Origin of the sequence: Polaribacter sp. R77954 (assembly GCF_044595335.1) — a bacterium.
Classification (GTDB): Bacteria; Bacteroidota; Bacteroidia; order Flavobacteriales; family Flavobacteriaceae; genus Polaribacter.
In genome coordinates, this window is sequence record NZ_CP138992.1 from 3,379,886 (window position 1) to 3,402,500 (window position 22,615).

A 22,615-nucleotide genomic window follows, 5' to 3' on the forward strand; every position below is an offset into this window, starting at 1 on the left:
ATGAATTGTTGTGTAAATTGTTTCAATAGCGAATACTTAATAAGTATAATTAATGCTGATGACAGAAATGGAAATTGTGATTTTTGCAATTCAATAAGTGTATCTATTTATGCAGCAAGAGAATTAGCTCCTTTTTTTCGGAATATAATTTCTTTGTATGAAGTGGATGTTGATTCAGAATTTAATTTAGCACAATCCGTAAAAAAAGACTTTAATCTCACCACTAATTTAGTTGATGATAATAAACTATTATTTGAATCAATTTTTGTAGATGAAGAAGAAATTTTAAATGAATTATTTAATGAGAATGTATCATCAGAAATAAAGATTGAACTAATTTCTGAAACAAATCAAATTCATAGTATTTGGAAGGAATTCAAGGATGAAATCAAATCTGTAAATCGATATCATATTAAAAATACCATTGATTTAAAAAAATTAGCTAATTTCTTCAATCACGAAAGCTTCTATAAAACAATAAAAAAAGGGCGTATCTTTTATAGATGTCGTATATCAGATAAAATTGGTTTTAATTCAAACCAAATGGGCAATCCACCTGACGAACTCGCTACTGGTGGTAGAGCAAATCCTAAAGGAATATCTTATTTATATATAGCTGATAAGTTAGAAACATCATTATATGAAACAAGAGCATCTTTATTTGATTATGTTACAGTTGGCGAATTTCGGTTAAATGAGGATTTAAAAATTCTTAATTTAAGAAATCCAAAAGACGACCCTATTCCTTGGTCTGAAAATGAAGCCATAGAAGATTTTTTAACCTATGTTCCATTTATACAGACTTTACAAAAAGAGATCTCGTTACCAATAAGAAAAAGAGATAAACAATTAGATTATATTCCTACTCAATATATTTCAGAATTTATCAAATCATTAGGTTTTGATGGTGTAGAATATCAGAGTTCATTATTTGCTGAAGGTTATAATTTAGCCGTTTTCAATCCAGATAAATTAGAATGCATTGCTACAAAAGTTTATGAAATTGAAAATATAAAACTACATCATAAGTTACTTGATAATAGTTAAATTCCCCACAAACCAAAATCCAGTTTGTTGCAAAAGCAAAAAATCTCTGTCTTTTGGTTTGTTCCGCGCGCCAATGCAAGTTTAGCGTTTTAAAATCTACAGGTAGTTGCATTTTAGAGCTTGTTCCATTCGCAAACTCATTACACAACTCTAAAAAGCAACGCGTTTATATTATTTCATAAAACACAAAACTCCCCAAAGCTATCTTTACATAATGCGCAGTTATACTGCTCTTCCACAAAAGTTCCAGGCACTATAACGCCATTATGTAAAATAGCCGCTCTTCCAACGCTCACATCCGTAATTAATAATGAAGTTTGGTTATTTTAACAACATTCAGTCTTTGTTGCATTGTTTTTATAAGTGCTTGTTGGTAGTGTGTAATTAACTTTGATAGAACTAATCAAATTTCAGTTTATAAAAGAAATTCTAAAGCACCTATAAAATCAAGAAAAAGCCAATAAGAGTATATTTTTTTATTTGTAAGAAAATGGGATAAAATTGTTTTCACAAAAGCAAATGCTAATCCAAGTTTAAAAACAATTTAGTAACCATAGAAATTTACTAACAATAGAAATATTTTTAGAGGCATTCACTTTTTACAAAAACAATCAGAAAAATAATACAGAACAAATAAAAAAATACACACTTATTTTCGCTTCTGCCAGCGCACTACGTACTTCGTCTTTAATAATTTTCATTCAATCGCCATTGGGCTACCATTTTTAAAGTTTGATAAACTCCTTACTAAAAATCAACCTCTGTTTATCAAACTTTAAAAACGATAAAACCTGCTAATGTTTTTCCCTTATCTCATTCATCTGCACAAAAATTCTGCTAAATTCATTTAGTTTCTTTATCAAAATTCTTTGTTTGTCTCATTTCGTTAAGTAAAAAACAAAAATATTGGATGTATAAAAAAGAGCATTCAAAATATAAATGCTCTTTCTAATTACTGATGTTTAAATTTTATTTTTTATGATGTTTTTTTATTGATTTTACAAAAAACTTCATCATTACAGAAGCAATAAAACTAACAATTGCTCCCAAAGTTGCCAAAACAATTGTTGTAATAATATCCTCTGAACCAATATGAGAAATTGTAGTTAAAAAAGTACCACCAATGACACCAGCACTCAAATTTTGATGTGGGATGTGAAAATTCATTTTAGTTCTTTTTTTTATTTGTTTTTAATACTGTTTTCTCTTTTTCATCAGAAACTACAGCTTGACTTACAGCTGTTGCCACAGTTCCTGCAACTGTCATATATGTAGCAATTGTTATTATTGTTGCAGGAATACTTATTGGTGCTGCAATAATTGCACCTCCTGCAGTAGCTAATGCAATTCCAATATTTCTTAAAATTCTAAAGAATTTCGGAGTTGGTTTTTTATAACGTTCTATAATTTTCATAATTCTGTGATTTAACGATTAATATTATTTTTTCCTTTCGTTCTTTAGCTTGATAAACCAAAGACAGTAATTTTTGCATTGCATCCCTTGAATAAACCCCTTTTCCAATACCACTTAAGTAAGTTACAGGAGCAATACAACCTTCTAAATCTCTTTTTGCATCATTTGCAGGGTGAAATAAAATAAAGCTTCTATTAGCTACATTTTTCAATATCAAATGATTTTTAAACTTTTTAGAAAAGCGAGGAATAACTTCATATTTTCCTTCTGGTATGCAGGAGATACTTCGCGCATTATTTATCCAGGGTAATTCAATGGTATGGCAAAGAAATTTACTTGAATGAAAGAGAGTACCATTGGTACCCTCTTCAAAATAGCTTCTATGAAGAATTAACTCCATTTTAAGGTTTATCAATAATGGTAACAGACAATGCGTTATAAGTACCATTTTTCAATGAATACATCTGTCCATTTACTTCTTGGTAAAATTCAACTCCTAACACCTGTACTACAGGAAAGGTAGAATTTGCAGTGATTGAAGCTGTCAAAGCAATTGCAGCTGTATTTGCAACAGTGTATGGCAAAATTGCAGTTTCGTCATTTTCAAAAGTTGAAGTTTCATTTACAAAATCTAATTCTGAAGCACCCATTACAATTTTAAAATGTGTTGTACCTGCAGGAGCTGCAATTCTAACAGTCGGAGAAAAAGCAGCTAAATTTAAAGTTGCATCTCCAGAAACTCTATCAAATGCTTTTATAAATGGTGCGAATAAAGTTGCGCCTAATTTTCCGTTTAAATTGAATTCAAACGCTTCTAAAAGGTTTAAATTTCCTTCCTGTAAAGTTCTCTGACCTCTTTCATTAACAATATCAGTTTTAGTAACTGCCACTAAAATTTTTGTCAAACGAGAAACTACTCTTTTATCTTTTGCATTTTGCAAAAGCACACGAATTGCATTTCGCAATACTTTTCCTCCTTTACCAGCTCTTCCAAATTCAGAACCATTTTCACGCGTTCTTTGAAATGCAGGATCATTTTGAATTCTGTTTTTGTCCACACCACCTTTTTCACGAGCTAAATGTCCATCACTTGTTTTGTAAAAAGAAATACCTCCGATAGTTCCTTTTAATTTGATAATACCTGTTTGTTTTGCCATAATTTTTACTTTTTTTTATGATTAATATTTCAAATCACGTAACTTTATGGCAGTCAATAAAAAATCAAATTCCGTTTTTGGATGTTCTTTCCGATAACACCATAAACGTCATTAAAATATTGATAACACTAACGTGTTGTCAACATTTTAACAACGCATTATTACCATCATCCTATAATTATAGAATATGGATAAAGCATAGATAGTGTATTATGAATCAAAAAAGAGCTTGCATATACCCAAAGGACATTCAGCGCATTACAGGGCGCAGTGAACGTTATGGGCGAAAGCTTTTAAATGATATAAAAAGTTTTTTGGATAAAGAACCTCATCAATTTATAACTGTAGATGAATTTTCTGAATACTCTGGGATTCAATTAGATATAGTAAATAAGTATATTAGAGATTAAATTTTAAGGGACTAATTAGGTGTCAGTAAAAATTCATATATTTGGAAACATAGATAAATACAGGGTTTATGGGAATTGTGTTAGTTCCTTCCTCTCTGCAAATTTTAAATGTTTTCTTGTTTTAAAATGTCGTAATTAAAGCTGATATTTATATATTCAGAACCATCTCCGGTTTTGCTTTCTTCAATAATTAATTCGTCATCAACATATATTTTTAAAGAAATTTCAACCGGTATTGGGTTGTTTCTGTAAATTTCTCCTGTAATATATCTAAAGTCATAATCGGTTAAAGTGATGATTTTTGGAATGGCACTGCCAGACGAATCGTAGTCAAAAATATGCTGTTCTACAATGTACGTATCAGTTATATAATCGTAATAAGAAATTTGTACAGCATCACTTTGTTGTAAAGTTGTAATTTCCATTCGTATGGTTTTATCTAATACTTCTGTCACTTGTTCTTCTTCTGTGGATGCAACTGTACAACCAAAAATTAAGACAAAATTCAAAATCGCTATTATTTTTTTCATGGATAGGATATTTACTACAAATTTACAAAAACTTACTTCCTCACGATAATTTTTTGGGTTGCAACTTTTTTACCATTGTAAATTTTTATGAAATATAATCCTGAGCTTAAACTAGAAATATCAATCTTTTCGAAATCCATTTTTTTTGTAAAAACTTGTTCACCAATAGGTGAATAAATTTCAATGTTGTTTATATTTTCATTAGTTTTAATGTGGATAAAGCTCGATGACGGGTTTGGGTATATTGTAAATTTATCATTAAAAATGTCATCAGTACTAGCTGTAGATTGTTGGTATATTCTAACATAATCTATGACTAAGCTACTTTCTGTAAAACTAGGACTTACAGCCCCAGCAATACCTCCCATTGCAAAATTGATAAGCAAAAATTGTGGGTCATCAAAAGGCCAACCATCATTAATACCATCAGAATTAACATCAGTAAAATTAGCGGGTTTTTTATAAGTATAATGAACTTCATCATCAATCAAAAAAGTAATTTGATTCGGAGACCAATTCATAGAAAACACATGATACGTGTTGGCAACATCTGTTAACGGTTTTGTTTTGGTGTTTACTGTATTGCCAAAACTAGAGCGTGTATGAAGAGCGCTAGAAACTGTATTTGTGGCATGTAAGCCATGTTCCATAATGTCAATTTCTCCACAATCTGGCCAAGGAGTTGTGCCAAAACCTTGTGTTTGCCAGTAAGCACCAGGTTCACTAATATTTTTACCTAAGGTCCAAATTGCAGGAAAAGTTCCTTCGCCTTCAGGTAGCTTTGCTCTTACGTCAACTCTACCATAAGTAAAAGCAAATTTAGAGTTTAGTCTTGCAGATGTAAAATTTCTAGACACACCATTTTGCACAATAGTTTCTCTTTTAGCTACAATATGCAAATTGTCATTTCTTACAAAAGAGTTTTCTTCACGATCTGTATAATGTTGTATTTCGCCATTCGCCCAACCACCATTTACAATACCTATAGTTTGGTGGTGCCATTTTTCTTTGTCTAATGTATTGTTATCAAACTCATCAGACCAAACTAATTTATCATAAACAACATCTAATTTATTGGGATCTGTTGGTATTGAACCATCAGAAATATCATCAAATAAATAGGTTCCTGCTGTAGTGGCCCCTAAATCAATAAAAATCACCAATTTTCTGTAGGTTCCTGTTGCATTCACGGTGTTTCCTGTACTGGTTTCTTTTGCGCTCGAAAAATTGAAAGTAACATTTTGCCAATTTGTGGCATTTCCGCTAGTAATAGTTTGTAGCACTTCAACATCTGGATTTGTACCATTTTCTAACTTCACTAAAATTTTATGTTCATTTGGGTCAAAAGCATAAAAAGAAAGTGTAATTTCTTTTTGAATTGTAATATCTATATCTCTATTTAAGTCGATATAAAAACCTTGATCTACAACAGCGCCATTATTATTAAATTGGCCTACTTTATTTGTAGCCTCATTAGGGTCATTCACTTGTGCAAAACTTGCACCACTAAAGCCCGAAAAAATATGGTTGCTATTTTCAAAATCAATAGGCATTTGTTGTGAAAAAGATGCGAATGTTACTACAAAAGAAAAGATTACTGTGTAAAATTGTTTCATGTTAATGTTTTTTATAAAAATAGGTATAAACATTGTGTATCAAAACGAACTGACCAATACAAAAACTATACAACAGGTTAAAACCCTAAAATTTCGTTGTATTTTTGAAAAATGAATAAACCTTTTCAATTTAAAGAATTTACAATCCATCAAGATAAAACTGCAATGAAAATTGGTACAGATGGTGTGCTTTTAGGTGCTTGGTGTAAAGTTGATGATGATACAGATGCTATTTTAGATATTGGTTCTGGTACAGGGGTTGTTGGTTTAATGCTAGCCCAACGTACTGAAGCAATGACAATTGATGCTGTTGAGGTTGATGAAAAGGCTTATGAACAGTCTGTTGAGAATTTTGAGAGCTCTGCTTGGGGAGATAGGTTGTACTGTTATCATAGTACTTTTCAAGATTTTGCTAATGAAATAGCAGAGGAAGAAGAAACCTATGATTTAATAGTTTCTAATCCGCCTTTTTATACAGATGAGTTTAAAACCGATAATGAATCAAGAAATAAAGCACGTTTTACGGCTGCATTATCTTTTGAGGAATTGATTTTAGGTGTGGTTAAAATATTATCGTCAGAAGGAATATTTTCGGTGATTATACCATTAAAGGAAGAAAAAGCATTTGTAAATTTAGCCAAAGCGCATCATTTATTTTTAAATAGAGTTTGCAGAGTACAAGGAAACTCTAATTCAGAAATAAAACGGAGTTTGTTGGAGTTTTCTTTTTATCAAAAAAAGATAAAAGAAGAACATTTAATTATAGAAAAAGAGCGCCATCAATACACAAAAGAATATATCAATTTAACCAAAGACTTTTATTTAAAACTGTAATTATATTGATTTTTGCTAATTCCAAACTCCAAACTCCAAATCATAAACTAAAAACCAACAACCACTTAACTACCAACAGTCCTTCTGCTCTGCATCCAAAGATAAAATTGCAACCCAAATAAAAATGCACCAGATAACAAGTGTACAGCTTGTGTGCCCATAGGAAACTCAGCATAATACATCAAAATTCCGGTTATTGTTTCTAAAAAGATTAAAAATACAATCCAATTTACCAGTTTATAACCTAAGTTTTTTGCTTGGTTGATGTAAAACATTCCTAAGTTTACCAAAACAATAGCAATGGTAAATGATCTATGGAAATAGAATTTAAAACTCGGATTCATTAAACTATAGTTTTTGTTCTCAAAACCAAATTGTTTTACCTGTTCGTCAATAAATTGTCTTACTTGAGTACCCATAGCAATCTGAATCAATGAAAAAATTACAGAAGCTATCAATAATTTATTAAATAAAGAATTGTAGGTGAACGTTTTTTTATCAGAAATGATAAATTTTATACGCAATAAAATAGCAATAATAATTAAGCCAATAACCATATGAATGGTTATAATGGTTGGTGTTAAATTAGTGTCAACCACTGTTTTTCCTAGCCAAGCTTCAAATAACATTAATAAAAACGCCCCAAAAGAGAGTAATGTAATTGTTTTGTTTTCTCGCCAAAATTTAGTGGAGGCATAAATTAGAAATAAAAACACGAAACCAGCAAGTACAGAAACCAGTCTGTTAATGTATTCAGTCCAAGTATGAAACGTATTAAATAAATTATAATCGTGTTTGGTGTATTCAGCCCAATGATCTGCATTGAAAGTAGCAGAGGTAATTAAATCTTTTTCGGCCACAAATAAGGCTTCATCTTTAATGATTATAAAACCTTTTTTAAATACAGCATTTGGTTTCCAAGTAATTTGAGATTCAGAAGTTGGTGGAATGTAATACCCAAAGCATTTTGGCCAATCAGGGCAGCCCATTCCAGAACCTGTCATTCTAACGATAGCACCCGCCAAGAAAATAAGATATAAAGATATAATGGCAAGCTGAACAATTTTAGGAAACCTTTTTTTCATCAGAAATAAAATTTACACAAAAATACGTCAAAAAAAAGTTGCTTAAAATAAATTATTGCACTTGTTGCTATGTAAAAAAAATCTAAATAATTCAATTGGCTTAAACTACTAATAAAATCAGTTTTATTGCAGTAATTAAAGAGAAAGTATGTAAAAATTAGTGTTTTTTTTATGAAAAATAAATAGGTTTTTTAAAAAGTTTTTCGTTAAAAATTAACGTTGTTTTAAATGGTGTTCCAATAAATCAAATTAATAAAATGTGCGTTTTATTTAATTTTTAGACTGTAGAAAAACCTGTTTTAAGAATGTCAGTAAAAATAAAGGGTACAGCGATTTTGGAATCGTAAAAAACTGACAATCAATTTATTGAAAATGTAAATTTTAAGTGTTAAAATTAGCTTTTTTACAATTTTGTTAAAAACTTCAAGGGATTTGTGAATAAGTATGACTTTCTTTTAAAAGCAAAAATCACAATCTTTGTTAGGTAGAAAATAACATTAACTTAATATCATACAAAGTGGAAATAACGCACATAATTAAGAGAGATTATCAAACAGCCCCTTTTGAGTTAGAAAAAATTACAAATGCTATAGAAAAAGCAATGAATACCGTAAGTAATGGTACAAGAAAAGATGCTGTTGCCATTTCTAATATTGTAAACGGAGCGTTATTAGAACGTAAATTAAACGATCCACTATACATGCCAACAGTTGAACAGGTACAAGATATAGTTGAGGTAAAATTAATGGATAGTCCTTTTCGTGATGTTGCAAAAGCTTATATTTTGTATAGAGATGAGCAAGCGAGAAGTAGAAAAACCAATATTTTTGAAAAAAGAGTGAATTTAAAACCTTATGAATATCCTGCATTATACGAATATGTAGATGCTATTAGACATTCGTATTGGATACATACTGAGTTTAATTTTACAAGCGATATTCAAGACTTTAAAACCAACCTTTCTGATACTGAAAGACACGCAATAAAAAATACCATGTTGGCCATTTCTCAAATAGAAGTAGCTGTAAAATCTTTTTGGGGCGATATTTATAAGAAAATGCCAAAGCCAGAAATTGGTTCAGTAGGATCTACTTTTGCAGAAAGTGAGGTTCGTCATCATGATGCTTATTCGCATTTATTAGAAATTTTAGGGTTAAACAACGAGTTTCAAAATTTAAAGAAAAACCCTGTAATGATGCGTCGTGTTAATTATTTAGAATTGGCATTGCAAAACTCTAAAAGTAAAGATAATAAAGAGTTTTCGGAGTCAGTATTGCTATTCTCTTTATTTATTGAGCACGTTTCGTTGTTTTCACAATTCTTAATTATTATGGCATTTAACAAGCATAAAAATGCCTTAAAAGGAATTTCTAATGTGGTTGAAGCAACCTCTAAAGAAGAGCAGATTCATGGCGATTTTGGTATTGATATCATTAAAATCATCAAATCTGAAAATCCAGAATGGTTTGATGAAGATTATACCTTAATGATTCAAGAAATGTGTAACGAAGCATTTTATGCAGAAAGTAAAATCATTGATTGGATTTTTGAAAAAGGCGAATTAGATTTCTTACCAAAAAGTGTAATCAACGAATTCATTAAAAACAGATTTAATAAATCTTTAGAAAGTATAGGAGTACCAAAAATATTTGATATTGATGAAGCCTTACTTTCTGAAACAGAATGGTTTGATGACGAAATTATTGGAACAAAACACGGAGATTTCTTTGTGAAAAGATCTATAAACTACAGTAAAAGAACAAAAAGTATAACTAGCGACGATTTATTTTAATATGAACTTAGACACCACAAACAAAACTCAACCAAAAACAGACCACGAAAAGTTAATTGAAGCAAGAAACTCTTCTAGAAAAGAGATTGTTGAAAATCTAGGAACTCCAGAAATTAAATGGCTCACAGAAAATAGTCGTAAATTTTTAGAATCTGGATATTTAACAAAAGGAGCAACACCAGAAGGAAGAATTCGTGAAATTGCTGAAAATGCCGAGAAAATTTTACAAAAGCCAGGTTTTGCCAACAAGTTTGAAAAATACATGGCAGAAGGCTTTTATTCTTTAGCTTCTCCTGTTTGGTCTAACTTTGGGAAAAGAAGAGGATTGCCAATAAGTTGTTTTGGGTCGCATGTTGCTGATGATATGGGAGACATTTTATTCTCGCAATCAGAAGTAGGGATGATGTCTAAACTAGGTGGAGGAACCTCTGGTTACTTTGGTAAATTACGTCCAAGAGGTGCAGAAGTTAAAAATAATGGATCTTCTTCGGGTTCTGTGCATATTATGCAATTGTTCGAAAAAATGGTAGATGTTGTCAGCCAAGGTTCTGTAAGAAGAGGTCGTTTTTCGCCCTATTTACCTATTGATCATCCAGATATTAAAGAATTTTTAGAAATTGGTACAGAAGGAAATCCTATACAAGAATTAACACATGGTGTTACTGTAAGTAACCAATGGATGCAAGAAATGATTGATGGTGATGTAGAAAAAAGAAGTCTTTGGGCAAAAGTATTGCAATGTAGAGGCGAAATTGGGTATCCATATATTTTATTTAGAGATAATGCCAATAATGGTACTGTAGATGTATATAAGGATAAAAAATTAGAAATTTACGCAAGTAATTTATGTACAGAAATTATGTTGCCTTCTAATGACGATTGGTCTTTTGTTTGTTGTTTATCATCAATCAACCTATTACATTATGACAAGTGGAAAGATACAGATGCTGTAGAAACCTTAACGTATTTCTTAGATGCTGTAATGGAAGAATTTATTCAGAAATTAGAAGTGTACAGAGATTCTCCAAATAGAGATGATCAGTTTACCTTCCGTTTTATGGAAAAAGCGTATAATTTTGCAAAAGATAACAGGGCTTTAGGTTTGGGCGCTTTAGGATGGCATTCTTTATTACAATCTAAAATGTTGCCTTTTGACAGTCCAGAAGCGTATTCTTTAAACAGCGAAATTTTTAAATTGATTAAAGAAAAATCGTACAAAGCGTCAGAAGACATGGCTAAAGAATATGGAGAGCCAGCGATCTTAAAAGGTTATGGAAGACGTAATACCACCTTAAATGCAATTGCACCAACTACGTCATCTGCATTTATTTTAGGACAAGTGTCTCAAGGTATTGAACCAATTTGGTCTAACGTATACGTTAAAGATATTGCAAAGATAAAAACCACGATTAAGAACCCAATTTTAGAAGCAGTTTTAGAAGAAAAGGGCAGAAGCACACCAGATGTTTGGAGAAGTATTCGTGATAATGATGGATCTGTACAACATTTAGAGTTTTTAACAGAGCACGAAAAAGACGTGTTTAAAACCTATTCAGAAATTGATCAGAATGTAATTGTGTATCAAGCTGCAAATCGTCAAAATCATATTGATCAAGGACAATCTATAAATATTATGGTACATCCAGATATGCCAATTAAAGACGTAAACAAAGTGTATGTTAACGCTTGGCAATTGGGTGTAAAATCGATGTATTACCAACACAGTATGAATGCCGCACAAAAATTCAAACAAAAGAAAGAATGTGCTAGTTGTGAAGGGTAAAGAACTAAAACATCAAATTTTAAAAGAGAAGTCGAAAGATTTCTCTTTTTTTTTGAGCAGAACTATTTATGATGCTAATCTAACATTCATAACTTTTTTGAAAATAAATTGTGCAACATTAACTTTTACTTGTAAACTTTAAATAAATCAAAAAAAAGAAATAATTTCATCAATTAAAGATTTTAATCTTCTGCAAAAAATGTAATTTTAGCTTCAAACTCCTCATTCAAAAATTCTTGTGGACTCATAAAATAATCAGAAGTAATTAATCTGTATGAGTTTTCATTCTTTTTAATTTCCCAAATAATATCATCAGCTTCATCAAATTCTTCCTCGCCATTTAGCTGTTTTTCAAATAATCGTATAATTACGTTATGGCTATCTAAATTCTGCGTAAAACATTTTAGGGCAATTTCTTTTGTAATTGTTTCATCTGCGTTTGCTTTAGGTGTAATATCAAAATCAATAATTGTGGCTTTTGTGTTTGGGAATTTACCATTAAAAGCCTTGTATAAAAGTTGATTGATCACAAAAAGAGTTTTGTGTAAGCCTATTCTTGGATATTCTTCAGAAATTTTATCCACCAACATTTCATAAGACACAGAATCTATTTGATGTTCATTCATTTTATCAGATAATTTATAATCCAATACAATTCGAGCAGCTTCACTCGGGTCTCTATCAGCAATTGCCATAAAAAGTAATTCCCTTAACTCCTTGCTGTCGTTTACATCATCATTTGTAAAGTCGAATCTTCGTAAAAGTTCTTTGTAGTCTTTCGTATTCCAAGCATTTTCAAGGTCATCAACTGTAGAAATTTTATGTATTTTTATAGTGTATTTCATTTTTTTAAATCATTTTTGATTATCCAAAGAATATACAATTTTTAAAACTCAAAAACAAGTTTGTCTATATGAGTGTTCAAGAAAGAATAGAGCTACTTCGCAACGAATTAAATCAACATAATTATAATTATTATGTATTAGATGATACCACTATTTCCGATTTTGAATTTGATATAAAACTCAAAGAACTTGAAAAATTAGAACAAGAAAATCCAGAATATTTTGATGCCAATTCACCAACACAAAGAGTAGGTGGTACTATCACCAAAAATTTTGAAACCATAGTTCATAAAAACAGAATGTATTCTTTAGACAATTCGTACTCTAAAGAAGATTTGTTAGATTGGGAAAAACGCATTCAAAAAATAATAGGTAGTACTGACTTAGAATATACTTGTGAGTTAAAATATGATGGAGCATCCATTAACCTAACCTATGAAAATGGTCGGTTTGTAAAAGCAGTGACAAGAGGTGATGGTTTTCAAGGTGATGAGGTTACCAATAATGTAAAAACAATTCGATCTATTCCGTTATTATTAAAAGGTGATTTTATTACAGATTTTGAAATACGTGGTGAAATTATTTTGCCATTAGACGGATTTGCAAAAATGAATCAAGAACGATTGGCAAATAACGAGGAAGCCTATAGAAATCCAAGAAATACAGCCAGTGGAAGTTTAAAACTGCAAGACAGTGCAGAGGTTGCAAAACGCCCTTTAGACTGTTTGTTATATCAGGTGGTAACATCCGAAAGAAAATACAAAACGCATTTTGAGAGTTTAGAAAATGCTAGAAAAGTAGGTTTTAAAGTACCAGAAACCATTACTTTGGCAAAGTCGATTGATGAAGTTTTCGAGTTTGTAAATTATTGGGATGCTAAAAGACACGATTTACCTTACGAAACCGATGGCGTTGTAATTAAAGTAAACAATTTGCAACATCAAGAAGAATTAGGCTATACTTCTAAAGCACCAAGATGGGCAATTGCCTATAAATTTAAAGCAGAACAAGTTTCTACAATTTTAAATGAAATTACTTATCAAGTAGGCAGAACAGGAGCAATTACACCAGTGGCGAATTTAGAACCTGTACAATTGGCAGGTACTACTGTAAAAAGAGCTTCATTGCATAATGCAGATCAAATAGAAAAACTAGATATTAGAGAAAATGATACTGTTTTTGTAGAAAAAGGAGGAGAGATTATCCCAAAAATTATTGGGGTAGATTTTACAAAACGTCCAGAAGATTCTAAACCCACAATTTACGCAACCAATTGCCCAGAATGTAATACAGAATTGGTAAGAACAGCAGGTGATGCCAAACATTATTGCCCCAATCAATTTGGTTGTGCACCACAAATTACAGGAAGAATTCAGCACTTTATCAGTAGAAAGGCCATGGATATTGAGGGTTTGGGTGGCGAAACTGTAGATTTGTTACGCAAAGAAGGTTTGATAGAAAATTATGCAGATTTATACGATTTAAAAGTAGAGCAAATAATTCCTTTAGAACGAATGGCAGAAAAATCTGCTCAAAACATGATTAAGGGAATCGAAAAATCCAAAGAAATTCCGTTTGAAAAAGTATTATTTGCACTCGGTATTCGTTTTGTAGGTGAAACTGTAGCAAAAAAGTTAGCAAAACATTTTAAATCTATAGACAATTTAATGACGGCTGATTTTGAAACCTTAATTGCTGTTGATGAAATTGGCGATAGAATTGCACAAAGTATTATTGATTTTTCATCAGACTTGGGGAATATGCAATTGATTAATCGTTTAAAATCTTTTGGAGTGCAATTAGAAGTCTCTCAAGAAAGTTTGGTAAATCAAACGGATAAATTACAAGGGCAAGTTTTTGTGGTTTCAGGAGTTTTTCATCAAATGAGTAGAAATGAACTCAAAAAAGCCATCGAAGACAATGGAGGAAAAGTAAGTTCATCGATCTCTAAAAAAACAAATTTTATTGTGGCTGGTGATAATATGGGGCCAAGTAAATTGGCAAAGGCAGAAACTTTAAGTATTGCTATTATCTCAGAACAAGATTTTATTGATAAAATAAGTTAAAAGGTTTTGGTTAGCTTTTTGTTTATGAAACCTTGTATTGAAAAACGATTATCAATCTTAAAATTCTGAATCATTTAAAATTGAAAAAATTACTTTACATATATATAGTATTCATAGCATTTTCTTCTTTTTCTCAAAAAAAAGAAGAATTAGATTCAATACCCCCCAATTTTGAGGATTATATTTTTGCAAAACCTGGTGATACAATTACGGTTCAGCTGAATGCAATTACTTTATTGCCTAAGCAAAATTTTAAATCTAGAGAAGATATACGTTATTATTTATGGTTTCGTAGAAAAGTGTTTAAAGCCTATCCGTATGCAAAATTGGCATCTACAAGGTTAGATTCTTTAAATGCAAGATTATCTAGAATAACGACTAATAGTAAAAGAAAAAAATATACAAAACAGATTCAAAAGTACATTGAAGGCGAATTTACAGATCAAATCAAAAAAATGACCAGAACAGAGGGGCGTATTTTGATTAAATTAATTCATCGTCAAACAGGTAAAACAGCCTTTGATAATATTAAGGAGTTAAGAAGTGGTTGGAAAGCGTTTTGGTATAATACTACAGCTAATGTATTTGATTTATCGTTAAAACAAGAATATCATCCAGCAGTGGAAAATGAAGATTTTTTAATTGAAGATATTTTGCAGCGCGCTTTTCAAGATGAAATATTAAAGAGGCAAGATTCAAAATTAAATTTTGATTTTGCTAAAATTATTGCGCTAAAAAAAGCTACTATAAATGTAGAGGTGTATAAAGCTATGTTTGCTAAAATGAGGAAAAAACGCAAAAAGAAAAAGAGGAAAACCATTTCCTCTTCTTCTAAAATCAATTCAAAAAGTTAAGCATTGTGAATTATTCACTAATTTCTAATTTATCTTCTTTATCATCCTCTTCTTCTATATTTTTAGATTTTCCTTTATAACCAAATAGAAAATTCATTCCGAATCTAAAATTAGCAGTATTTGCTTCTTGCACTTTACCTCCAATATTAGAAATATCTTCTAAAGCCGTATAAATTTGTAAAAAACCTAGTTGAACAGCTAGGTTTGCACCCAGTCTAAAACCCCCATTATTGCCACCCGTACTTGCAACAATACCATAAGTTGCTTTGTTTAAAGCCCTGTTGTAACCTAAACCAAAACTTGGTTTAATATTTATGTAAGGGTTGTTGTTGCTAAAATAAGTAGCTCTCAGTATATTTTTTTCTGATAGTTTATACTTTGCAGAGAAAAATGTTCTAGACCCAATCTTTGTTTTGAAACTTTCTTGAGTTTCAGTTGCGCCCAATACATTATTTAAAGCATCTTCTATCTCGGTTTCAATATTTCCGGAATTTTGAAAATCAAATCCACTGTAAACACCATTGGTTACATCTTGTAAGTTGTAATTAGTTACATTGTCTTCCCAAGTTATAGATCCCAAGTCATTCATAGAGAACTCAAAAGAAAGTTTGTTATTTAATTCATAAGCTAAACCAATATCCATTCCAAAACCACCGTTTTTACCAAAAAAAGATAGATTCTCTGTGTCCGAAACTCCAGAAGTATTTACAGTTGCGTTAGTCGTGTTTACTGTCCATAAAAAGTTAGCAGGATTAATGTCTAAAGAAAATTGAGCATCATCTTCTAAAGAAGCCTGTGCAATTCCGCTTAAAGATTTTAATCGCAAAGCAATAGCAAGTTTATCTTCTAAAAAGGTTCTTGTAATACCAACACCAATTTCGCTATAGGATGTAAAACCAATTTTTTCTGCGGTTAAGGCAAAACTTTCTCCAAAGCCATTAGCAGCAACATTTGTAAACTCTTTTGTAAATTCCCATGCTAAATTACTTTTAGCATTTGCAAAAAATGTGATAGAACCTTTTTTTGTTTTAAAACCTAGCATAAAAATATTAGCTACTATATCTGTGACTACAGCATTTGCTTCTGCAGCAACACTATTTAGGTTGTTAAAATCTATTTTTAAGTTATTACCGCTTTCAACTAAAATATCACTAATCTTTATGTCTGAATTAAGATTAAAACCTGTATTTAAAGGTGTACCAATATTAACTTTGTATTTTGGTAAATATATAGGAGATACATCTTGTGTTTGTATTACGTAATCTTTTAAATTGTAAAACGATAAGTAATCTTGTGCATTCGTATTATTTATAAGTATAAAAAATAATAGGCTAATTGAATATATATGTTTTTTCATGATTTTAATTGTCTGATGTTATATTTGCTCTTGCCTCTAAACCTACAGCTACACTTATTTCGTCACTACCTTTAATCAAAACAGAATCTCTTCCTGTAGGTAATTGAAGTGTAACTCTTACATTAATAAGAGTAGCATCTATAATTTGGTTAATTTCATTTTGATCTAATTCTATTTCGAATTCAGATAAAACAGGCACACCATCTGATTCACCAGATTGATTGATATTTGCTGCCTGAAAAGCATTAATGGATTCTGTATGTACAATTTGGCCACTATTATTTTTAAATTCTAAAACAATATCTCCTGTTAAAGGGGTTTTGTTTTCTACATTAACCAGTAATTTTAAGTATTCAAAATTCTCTAAATCTTCAGCGCCGTCAAATTCAATTTCTTTGTCTAGGCTAACCTTGTCGAAAGTAATGGCAACTTCGGCATTAAACCCATTATTAACTGAAGCATAAAAATTTTCATTTGGGTTACCATCATCAATGGGATTTGCCATTCCAGAAATATCAAATTCTATTGATGTTGGTTTAGATTCGAGTAAGTGAGATATATTAGAATTGCTATCGTTTAATAGTGTATTCGTAACTTTTTGGTCATCTCCAAAATTTTCTACACCATCAATAATAATAGTGTTAGGTAATGCTTCTGTGCCAGTATAACTTAGGTTTATGGAAGAATTTGCATTAACTGCTCTTACAGACGATAAATCCATACTTATCGGAAAACCATAATCGTTGGTTACATTTATGGCCATTTCTACATTATTAAAGGAAACATCACCTTCATTAAAGTTATCAAAAAAATCACCTAAATCTATAGTATTAGCAGTTACATTAAAAGATTCTTGCTTAAAATCTCCATATATTACATCATAGCTTGCGTTAGAAAGTAAAGCTTCATAAGTTATTGCATCATTCGCATCTACTTCATTACCTGCTGCAAATGTAAAATTGGCATCAACATTTATAACAACTTTGTTTACGGTTTTTCCAGTTCCTGTTCCATCATTTGTTAAATCTGCATTATAATTCTCTAAATTAATTGATATAGACTCAGTGTTTCTTCCATTAATACTAATAGTTTCTGTGTATATAGACTGATCACTTTTTTTAGTGAAAGAAGGTATGGTTACTGTCAAATTAATATTAGCATCTATTGTAGATTTGAATGAGATACTCATTAAACCACCATTAAACCCAACTTCTGTTAGTTCTTGAGTCAACTGTAAATCATGAATTTTTTGGTTATTTCTATTGTAGCTACCTATTAAAGGATTGGGAGTACCTGGTGCAATTTCATCTGTAATTGTATAAGGAAACGATTCTCCTAAAGGTGCTAAATCGTCATTAGTTATTGGGCTTTCTATTGAGTTATCTATAGTGGTATCATCTATAGCAACGTTAAAAGAATCGTTGTTTTGTCCAGAAAAACTCTCTGAGTAGCTAAAACTGAATTCCTCTGTTGAGGTAGTAGAAAGATCACTACTGCCTAAATCATCAAAAATTTCAGATAAATTATAGTTTATAAATCCAGCAGGAATTTTTACTTCACCATTCCAAGAGACGTCTTCAATCTCTTTATCCAGATAGGATACGTCACAAGAAATACTTAGCATCAATATTGAAAGTGCCAAGTAGAGTTTTGTTATTTTTTTCATACTTATTCAGTTTAAAGGTTAATTTGTTTGGTTTTAACACTACAATATATGAATATATGTCAAATTTAACATCTAAAATTTAGGAATAGTTGAAGATTTTAAGCTTTAAGCGGTGTTTAAAATTAAATATTTATAAATTTTATTAAATAAGAGTATATTAAAATTGTATTTAAAATACGGTATGATGTTCATCAATAGAATTATTTATTAATTGTTACTATAATGATTTAGATTAGAGTTGATTTGTTTTATGTGTGATTTAGTTTTTTTGATAAGTATGCGTAAAGATTAGGATTGATTTTTTTTATGGTTTTAAGAATATGAATATGTTTTATAACATTTTATTGATGATTATTATGTGTTATTGAAATAAAACTAGGTAGCCATATCAATTATAAAGAAGGTTTTTAAGGTGCTATTATGTCTTTTAAAGAGCTAGATATTGAATTATATCTGAGATAAATTTAGTTTTAGTACATTTATTTGAGGTATAATTTCAAGTTTTAAGGTAATTATAGAAGATCACTTGCGATTTATGTCTAGTGTTTTTAAAGATGGTTTATGCAGTATATGTCTATGTCTATCAAGATGTTTTAGTTTGAGTCTAGGTTCATTAAATTTGTAAGCTTAAAAAAGCTTATTTTTTTTTTAAATGTAAGGTATTGTTTTAGAGAGATTTAATTTATGGATTAAAAATAAAATCAAAAAAGGTTGTAGAAATAGTTGTGAGATTAAAAAGGAGTTGTATATTTGCACCCGCTAAGCGAAAAACGAGAAACGATTTAGTTTTAAGTTATACAATTTTAGCGACAGTTCATTGAAAGATTTTTGTAAGTTGGGTTAGTTTTTAAAAAACAAGATTGTTTATTTTTTTAAAAAAATAAATACATTTTTATTAGGATTAAATAAATAACTTGTAGTATCTTTGCAGTCCGAATTTTTCGGAAAAAAAGTTCAAGTTTTTAAGGTTAAAAAATAAATAAAAAAATAATTTTAATTTTTATTGTCAGAATTAAAAAAGTTTATATATTTGCAGCCGCTAACACAAATAGCAAAAACGTTCAGAGAAATTTTGGAATGATAATTAAAAAAATCAGATAGTTCGATTCTATCGTTTCTACAAAGTTGGATAAAGTAATTAGGTTGAAAAAGATTTAATTTATGAGTTCAACAAGTTCATTGAAAATATTGAAATTGACAGCGTAAACAAAGAGTAGAATAACCGCATTAATTTATTAATGTAATTCTTTTGAAACTTATTCATTAAAATATTTAAGATATACAATGAAGAGTTTGATCCTGGCTCAGGATGAACGCTAGCGGCAGGCTTAACACATGCAAGTCGAGGGGTAACATTGTGCTTGCACAGATGACGACCGGCGCACGGGTGCGTAACGCGTATAGAACTTACCTTTTACAGGGGGATAGCCTTTAGAAATGAAGATTAATATCCTATAGTATTGAGAATTGGCATCAATTTTTAATTAAAGATTTATCGGTAAAAGATAGCTATGCGTCCTATTAGCTAGATGGTAAGGTAACGGCTTACCATGGCAACGATAGGTAGGGGCCCTGAGAGGGGGATCCCCCACACTGGTACTGAGACACGGACCAGACTCCTACGGGAGGCAGCAGTGAGGAATATTGGGCAATGGAGGCAACTCTGACCCAGCCATGCCGCGTGCAGGAAGACTGCCCTATGGGTTGTAAACTGCTTTTATACAGGAAGAAACACTGCTACGTGTAGCAGCTTGACGGTACTGTAAGAATAAGGACCGGCTAACTCCGTGCCAGCAGCCGCGGTAATACGGAGGGTCCGAGCGTTATCCGGAATCATTGGGTTTAAAGGGTCCGCAGGCGGTCAATTAAGTCAGAGGTGAAATCCCATAGCTTAACTATGGAACTGCCTTTGATACTGGTTGACTTGAGTCATATGGAAGTAGATAGAATGTGTAGTGTAGCGGTGAAATGCATAGATATTACACAGAATACCGATTGCGAAGGCAGTCTACTACGTATGTACTGACGCTCATGGACGAAAGCGTGGGGAGCGAACAGGATTAGATACCCTGGTAGTCCACGCCGTAAACGATGGACACTAGTTGTTGGGATTTATCTCAGTGACTAAGCGAAAGTGATAAGTGTCCCACCTGGGGAGTACGATCGCAAGATTGAAACTCAAAGGAATTGACGGGGGCCCGCACAAGCGGTGGAGCATGTGGTTTAATTCGATGATACGCGAGGAACCTTACCAGGGCTTAAATGTAGTCTGACAGCTTTAGAGATAGAGTTTTCTTCGGACAGATTACAAGGTGCTGCATGGTTGTCGTCAGCTCGTGCCGTGAGGTGTCAGGTTAAGTCCTATAACGAGCGCAACCCTTGTCGTTAGTTGCCAGCATGTAAAGATGGGGACTCTAACGAGACTGCCGGTGCAAACCGCGAGGAAGGTGGGGATGACGTCAAATCATCACGGCCCTTACGTCCTGGGCCACACACGTGCTACAATGGTATGGACAATGAGCAGCCATCTGGTAACAGAGAGCGAATCTAGAAACCATATCACAGTTCGGATCGGAGTCTGCAACTCGACTCCGTGAAGCTGGAATCGCTAGTAATCGGATATCAGCCATGATCCGGTGAATACGTTCCCGGGCCTTGTACACACCGCCCGTCAAGCCATGGAAGCTGGGAGTGCCTGAAGTCGGTCACCGCAAGGAGCCGCCTAGGGTAAAACTGGTAACTAGGGCTAAGTCGTAACAAGGTAGCCGTACCGGAAGGTGCGGCTGGAACACCTCCTTTCTAGAGAAAGATGGTGAGTTACAAAAGGTAAATTTTACTCTTTGCTGTTAATTTTAAAATATAAGAATATCAAAGCTATTATAGTCTCGTAGCTCAGCTGGTTAGAGCGCTACACTGATAATGTAGAGGTCGGCAGTTCGAGTCTGCCCGGGACTACAAATTTTGATATTTTAAGGAAATTCTAGAAGTGGTTATTCACCCTAATTAGTCGGCTCACGACTGCAGACTGAGAACTGTGGACTGCCAACTAGAAAAATGGGGGATTAGCTCAGCTGGCTAGAGCGCTTGCCTTGCACGCAAGAGGTCATCGGTTCGACTCCGATATTCTCCACAACGGTCAATTTAAATATAGACCACAAGTTCATTGACATATTGGTAAAATGATATCGTAAGAATCAAAAAGATAGAGAATTTAAAATAGAGATATTTTAAGTAAATTTTATAAAAATATAAAAGAGCTCGTTGCAGTAGAGATACTGTAGCAAAAAGTACAATAAGTTAAGTAAGGGCGTATGGCGGATGCCTAGGCTCTCAGAGGCGATGAAGGACGTGATAAGCTGCGAAAAGCTACGGGGAGGGGCACATACCTTATAATCCGTAGATATCCGAATGGGGCAACCCACTATGTTGAAGACATAGTACCGAAAGGGGCAAACCCGGTGAACTGAAACATCTAAGTAACCGGAGGAAGAGAAAACAAAAGTGATTCCGTTAGTAGTGGCGAGCGAACGCGGATTAGCCCAAACCAATGTTGTTACGGCAATATTGGGGTTGTAGGACCACGATATTCAATGCTAAGTGAATTAGAACTGTTTGGAAAGACAGACCAAAGAGGGTGATAGTCCCGTAAAAGTAAGCGAAGTTATTGATAGTGGTATCCTGAGTAGTGCGGGACACGTGTAATCCTGTATGAATCCACCGGGACCATCCGGTAAGGCTAAATACTCCTGAGAGACCGATAGTGAACTAGTACCGTGAGGGAAAGGTGAAAAGAACCCTAAGTAAGGGAGTGAAAGAGAACCTGAAACCGTACGCTTACAAGCGGTCGGAGCATTTTCGAATGTGACGGCGTGCCTTTTGCATAATGAGCCTACGAGTTACTGTTTCTAGCAAGGTTAATTGATTAAGTCAAGGAGCCGTAGCGAAAGCGAGTCTGAATAGGGCGCTTTAGTTAGTAGTAGTAGACGCGAAACCGAGTGATCTACCCATGGGCAGGTTGAAGCTGTGGTAACACATAGTGGAGGACCGAACCAGTTGACGTTGAAAAGTCTTTGGATGACCTGTGGGTAGGGGTGAAAGGCCAATCAAACTCGGAAATAGCTCGTACTCCCCGAAATGCATTTAGGTGCAGCGTTGAGTA

The 22,615-nt window shown here is 32.3% G+C and carries 17 protein-coding genes, 2 tRNA genes and 2 rRNA genes (1 of these 21 only partly in view); 11 read left to right on the plus strand and 10 right to left on the minus strand.

The annotated features are described in order from the left end of the window. Complete coding sequence (locus SJY27_RS14805; protein WP_397445641.1) at nt 1-1,047, plus strand: RES domain-containing protein; 1,047 nt, start codon at nt 1-3, stop codon at nt 1,045-1,047. A 969-nt stretch (nt 1,048-2,016) separates the two neighbouring features. Here SJY27_RS14805 and SJY27_RS14810 read toward each other — a convergent pair. The 4 genes from SJY27_RS14810 to SJY27_RS14825 are packed head-to-tail and all read right to left on the minus strand — an operon-like array spanning nt 2,017 to nt 3,618. Next, nucleotides 2,017-2,214, minus strand: coding sequence for a hypothetical protein (locus SJY27_RS14810; protein WP_397445643.1), 198 nt, complete (start codon nt 2,212-2,214; stop codon nt 2,017-2,019). A 1-nt stretch (nt 2,215) separates the two neighbouring features. Continuing rightward, nucleotides 2,216-2,461: a hypothetical protein gene (locus SJY27_RS14815; RefSeq protein ID WP_397445644.1), complete on the minus strand. Its 246-nt coding sequence runs from the start codon at nt 2,459-2,461 to the stop codon at nt 2,216-2,218. Further along, a complete protein-coding gene (locus SJY27_RS14820) occupies nt 2,439-2,861 on the minus strand; it encodes a DUF5675 family protein (protein ID WP_397445645.1) in 423 nt (140 codons plus the stop codon). The genes SJY27_RS14815 and SJY27_RS14820 overlap by 23 nt, the downstream gene beginning before the upstream one ends. A gap of 1 nt (nt 2,862) precedes the next feature. After that, the gene (locus tag SJY27_RS14825) at nt 2,863-3,618 is read right to left on the minus strand and encodes a hypothetical protein (RefSeq protein WP_026775371.1); all 756 of its coding nucleotides are present in this window, start codon (nt 3,616-3,618) and stop codon (nt 2,863-2,865) included. A gap of 212 nt (nt 3,619-3,830) precedes the next feature. On the opposite strand from SJY27_RS14825, the gene SJY27_RS14830 reads away from it, so the two are divergent. After that, nucleotides 3,831-4,028: a hypothetical protein gene (locus SJY27_RS14830; RefSeq protein ID WP_188598405.1), complete on the plus strand. Its 198-nt coding sequence runs from the start codon at nt 3,831-3,833 to the stop codon at nt 4,026-4,028. 104 nt (nt 4,029-4,132) lie between these two features. Here SJY27_RS14830 and SJY27_RS14835 read toward each other — a convergent pair whose 3' ends face one another. Together SJY27_RS14835 and SJY27_RS14840 are read right to left on the minus strand one after the other, a co-directional pair. Then, entirely contained in the window at nt 4,133-4,558 is a 426-nt protein-coding gene (locus SJY27_RS14835) for a hypothetical protein (RefSeq protein ID WP_397445646.1), read from the minus strand. Nucleotides 4,559-4,590: 32 nt separating this feature from the next. After that, a complete protein-coding gene (locus tag SJY27_RS14840; RefSeq protein WP_397445648.1) occupies nt 4,591-6,174 on the minus strand; it encodes a family 16 glycosylhydrolase in 1,584 nt (527 codons plus the stop codon). A 111-nt stretch (nt 6,175-6,285) separates the two neighbouring features. Between SJY27_RS14840 and SJY27_RS14845 the strand changes: the two genes are divergently transcribed. Further along, complete coding sequence (locus tag SJY27_RS14845; RefSeq protein WP_397445650.1) at nt 6,286-7,008, plus strand: tRNA1(Val) (adenine(37)-N6)-methyltransferase; 723 nt, start codon at nt 6,286-6,288, stop codon at nt 7,006-7,008. Nucleotides 7,009-7,073: 65 nt separating this feature from the next. Here SJY27_RS14845 and SJY27_RS14850 read toward each other — a convergent pair whose 3' ends face one another. Then, nucleotides 7,074-8,093 (minus strand): heme A synthase, encoded by a 1,020-nt coding sequence (locus tag SJY27_RS14850; protein ID WP_397445651.1) that lies wholly within the window; start codon nt 8,091-8,093, stop codon nt 7,074-7,076. 517 nt (nt 8,094-8,610) lie between these two features. Between SJY27_RS14850 and SJY27_RS14855 the strand changes: the two genes are divergently transcribed. Together SJY27_RS14855 and SJY27_RS14860 are read left to right on the plus strand one after the other, a co-directional pair. Further along, nucleotides 8,611-9,885 carry a ribonucleotide-diphosphate reductase subunit beta gene (locus SJY27_RS14855; protein WP_397445653.1) on the plus strand — a complete coding sequence of 425 codons (1,275 nt, stop codon included), beginning with the start codon at nt 8,611-8,613 and terminating at the stop codon, nt 9,883-9,885. A gap of 1 nt (nt 9,886) precedes the next feature. Further along, on the plus strand, nt 9,887-11,668 hold the full coding sequence (locus tag SJY27_RS14860) for a ribonucleoside-diphosphate reductase subunit alpha (RefSeq protein WP_397445654.1): 1,782 nt from the start codon (nt 9,887-9,889) through the stop codon (nt 11,666-11,668). Between the two features lie 182 nt (nt 11,669-11,850). Here SJY27_RS14860 and SJY27_RS14865 read toward each other — a convergent pair whose 3' ends face one another. Next, a complete protein-coding gene (locus SJY27_RS14865; RefSeq protein ID WP_397445656.1) occupies nt 11,851-12,513 on the minus strand; it encodes a hypothetical protein in 663 nt (220 codons plus the stop codon). 68 nt (nt 12,514-12,581) lie between these two features. On the opposite strand from SJY27_RS14865, the gene ligA reads away from it, so the two are divergent. Both ligA and SJY27_RS14875 read left to right on the plus strand, forming a co-directional pair. After that, on the plus strand, nt 12,582-14,579 hold the full coding sequence (gene ligA, locus SJY27_RS14870) for an NAD-dependent DNA ligase LigA (RefSeq protein ID WP_397445657.1): 1,998 nt from the start codon (nt 12,582-12,584) through the stop codon (nt 14,577-14,579). Nucleotides 14,580-14,659: 80 nt separating this feature from the next. Next, complete coding sequence (locus SJY27_RS14875; protein WP_397445658.1) at nt 14,660-15,433, plus strand: DUF4294 domain-containing protein; 774 nt, start codon at nt 14,660-14,662, stop codon at nt 15,431-15,433. A 10-nt stretch (nt 15,434-15,443) separates the two neighbouring features. Here the strand turns inward: SJY27_RS14875 and SJY27_RS14880 are convergent, their stop codons facing one another. Both SJY27_RS14880 and SJY27_RS14885 read right to left on the minus strand, forming a co-directional pair. Then, a complete protein-coding gene (locus SJY27_RS14880; protein WP_397445659.1) occupies nt 15,444-16,790 on the minus strand; it encodes a DUF5723 family protein in 1,347 nt (448 codons plus the stop codon). A 4-nt stretch (nt 16,791-16,794) separates the two neighbouring features. Further along, on the minus strand, nt 16,795-18,456 hold the full coding sequence (locus SJY27_RS14885; protein ID WP_397445660.1) for a hypothetical protein: 1,662 nt from the start codon (nt 18,454-18,456) through the stop codon (nt 16,795-16,797). Between the two features lie 1,281 nt (nt 18,457-19,737). On the opposite strand from SJY27_RS14885, the gene SJY27_RS14890 reads away from it, so the two are divergent. The 4 genes from SJY27_RS14890 to SJY27_RS14905 all read left to right on the plus strand — a co-directional run. Then, nucleotides 19,738-21,255: ribosomal RNA gene (locus SJY27_RS14890) — 16S ribosomal RNA — on the plus strand. Nucleotides 21,256-21,337: 82 nt separating this feature from the next. Next, nucleotides 21,338-21,411, plus strand: a tRNA-Ile gene (locus SJY27_RS14895). A gap of 101 nt (nt 21,412-21,512) precedes the next feature. Continuing rightward, nucleotides 21,513-21,586 (plus strand) — tRNA-Ala (locus SJY27_RS14900). Between the two features lie 160 nt (nt 21,587-21,746). Beyond that, a 23S ribosomal RNA gene (locus SJY27_RS14905) occupies nt 21,747-22,615 on the plus strand; it runs 1,999 nt beyond the window's last position. The 16S and 23S rRNA genes sit together here with 2 tRNA genes alongside, the layout of an rRNA operon.

Coding starts and splice junctions, on each gene's coding strand:
- SJY27_RS14830 (WP_188598405.1), top strand. CDS start 3,831: ATGAATCAAAAAAGAGCTTGCATATACCCAAAGGACATTCAGCGCATT.
- SJY27_RS14805 (WP_397445641.1), top strand. CDS start 1: ATGAATTGTTGTGTAAATTGTTTCAATAGCGAATACTTAATAAGTATA.
- SJY27_RS14850 (WP_397445651.1), bottom strand. CDS start 8,093: ATGAAAAAAAGGTTTCCTAAAATTGTTCAGCTTGCCATTATATCTTTA.
- SJY27_RS14865 (WP_397445656.1), bottom strand. CDS start 12,513: ATGAAATACACTATAAAAATACATAAAATTTCTACAGTTGATGACCTT.
- SJY27_RS14880 (WP_397445659.1), bottom strand. CDS start 16,790: ATGAAAAAACATATATATTCAATTAGCCTATTATTTTTTATACTTATA.
- ligA (WP_397445657.1), top strand. CDS start 12,582: ATGAGTGTTCAAGAAAGAATAGAGCTACTTCGCAACGAATTAAATCAA.
- SJY27_RS14845 (WP_397445650.1), top strand. CDS start 6,286: ATGAATAAACCTTTTCAATTTAAAGAATTTACAATCCATCAAGATAAA.
- SJY27_RS14885 (WP_397445660.1), bottom strand. CDS start 18,456: ATGAAAAAAATAACAAAACTCTACTTGGCACTTTCAATATTGATGCTA.
- SJY27_RS14815 (WP_397445644.1), bottom strand. CDS start 2,461: ATGAAAATTATAGAACGTTATAAAAAACCAACTCCGAAATTCTTTAGA.
- SJY27_RS14840 (WP_397445648.1), bottom strand. CDS start 6,174: ATGAAACAATTTTACACAGTAATCTTTTCTTTTGTAGTAACATTCGCA.
- SJY27_RS14835 (WP_397445646.1), bottom strand. CDS start 4,558: ATGAAAAAAATAATAGCGATTTTGAATTTTGTCTTAATTTTTGGTTGT.
- SJY27_RS14860 (WP_397445654.1), top strand. CDS start 9,887: ATGAACTTAGACACCACAAACAAAACTCAACCAAAAACAGACCACGAA.
- SJY27_RS14825 (WP_026775371.1), bottom strand. CDS start 3,618: ATGGCAAAACAAACAGGTATTATCAAATTAAAAGGAACTATCGGAGGT.
- SJY27_RS14810 (WP_397445643.1), bottom strand. CDS start 2,214: ATGAATTTTCACATCCCACATCAAAATTTGAGTGCTGGTGTCATTGGT.
- SJY27_RS14820 (WP_397445645.1), bottom strand. CDS start 2,861: ATGGAGTTAATTCTTCATAGAAGCTATTTTGAAGAGGGTACCAATGGT.